The sequence below is a fragment of the Pedobacter sp. 01T416_2 genome (assembly GCF_056398925.1).
In genome coordinates this window covers 1-1,544 of record NZ_JBFTQI010001060.1, presented here as the reverse complement: position 1 = coordinate 1,544, position 1,544 = coordinate 1, and the positions used below count along the sequence as shown (strand labels likewise).

Annotated in this window: 1 protein-coding gene and 1 pseudogene; one reads left to right on the top strand and one right to left on the bottom strand. The window is 37.1% G+C overall.

What is annotated here, in order from left to right; genetic code table 11:
* A partial coding sequence (locus AC1DPQ_RS27330) for a hypothetical protein (protein ID WP_477611502.1) occupies positions 1 to 277 on the bottom strand: 277 nt, incomplete at its 3' end.
* 241 nt (positions 278 to 518) lie between these two features.
* Between AC1DPQ_RS27330 and AC1DPQ_RS27325 the strand changes: the two are divergent.
* Positions 519 to 1,544 (top strand): annotated as a pseudogene (locus tag AC1DPQ_RS27325) (mechanosensitive ion channel family protein); the annotation flags it as partial.

Below are 1,544 nucleotides of genomic sequence, written 5' to 3'. Positions count from 1 at the left end.
GACCTATAATGGGAGGTGTTGCCTTTTCTCCTAAGTGGAGTCCCAGATTTTTGTCGGCAGAAATTTGAAGCATAGCATCCATAATGGCAATGTTTGCTTCAAGCGAAACTTTCATTTCTATCTTGCTCAGATCATCCCGATTAATGTTACCTGCACTACAAATGGTATTTACTTCTGCATCATTCCTTGCACTAAGTAATATTAAATTTCGCATTACCGGCATGGCAACCCAAAAAGTATTTATAGATGTACCATTTTGCTTGTAAAACCCTTCCATACTATTTAATCATCGTTCAATTATATAAATTTATGGCAATAAATACCCCACTCAGGTGCTTTTACATTATAGTATGGTAATAGACCATTCTTTTATTCTTATGCTATTAGCCCTTGGAGGAATCAATTCCGCAATAAACAAATATAAAAAATGTAACGGCTAAAGCGCAGCAACTATTGGCGATAAATGCCTGTATTTCTYCATTTTTTTGGCTATTTTCGCTAACCTAGCCTAAGATAACATGACGAAATTTTTTACATTATCTATTTTTCTGTTAAATGCTGCTGTATCTATTTACACTTTTGGACAGGACAGCACAACATTAAAATCAGACAGCCTAAAGAATGGAAAGCTAGAAAACGAATTCAATAAAGTAAATCAACTCTCTGCGGAGCGGCTTTCTGATTCACTTAAGCGAGCAGAACTAGAACAACGTGTAAGCGCACTGGGAACAACAGACAAATTGCAACGGGAAAGTTTAATGGCTGAATTAAAATCACTCAAAAAAAGAGATTCCATTCATCGTTTCCGTCAGATAAGTCAGATAGATTCTTTACGCAAGATTATCAAAGGTGTACCAGTTGTATTTAATGGCGATACACTCTATTTTATTTATGCCAAGCTGGGCAGTTTTAGTGCCACCGACAGGACAAAAGCTGTGGCTGACAGACTAGAAAGAGTTGGCGATGGCGCGAATTTTTCATCCGATTCACTTAAGCTTATCCCTGCCGAACAAACTACCGATTTGCTCTATGGTAACACCTTATTGCTTTCTATAACTGATCAGGATGCATTATGGGCCAGAAGCGACCGCGAGGTTTACACTTCAGAAATCAAAAAGCGAGTAGTAGCTGCTCTCGATAAATACGTTCACGATACCAGTTGGCAGGTATTATTGAGGGAAATTTTATTGACAATATTGGTTATTGCAGTGGTAATTGGTTTAATCTATCTTATTAACAGGCTCTTCAGAAAAATATCAACCAAATTTTTCTCTGCAGAAGGACGTTTTAAAGATGGTATAAAAATCAAAAACTATGAGTTATTAGATGTAAACCGTCAACTGGCTATAATTACGATACTCTTGAAAATCATTCGTTATGGGATTATTCTGGCAGTAATTTATCTGGCCTTTCCTGTGCTGTTTGGAATTTTCCCCTTTACGCGCGATCTCTCTGTTAACCTGTTGAATTATATCCTCAGTCCACTTAAAAGAATTGGCATTGCGGTATGGAACTATATTCCCAACCTGATGACTATACTGGTT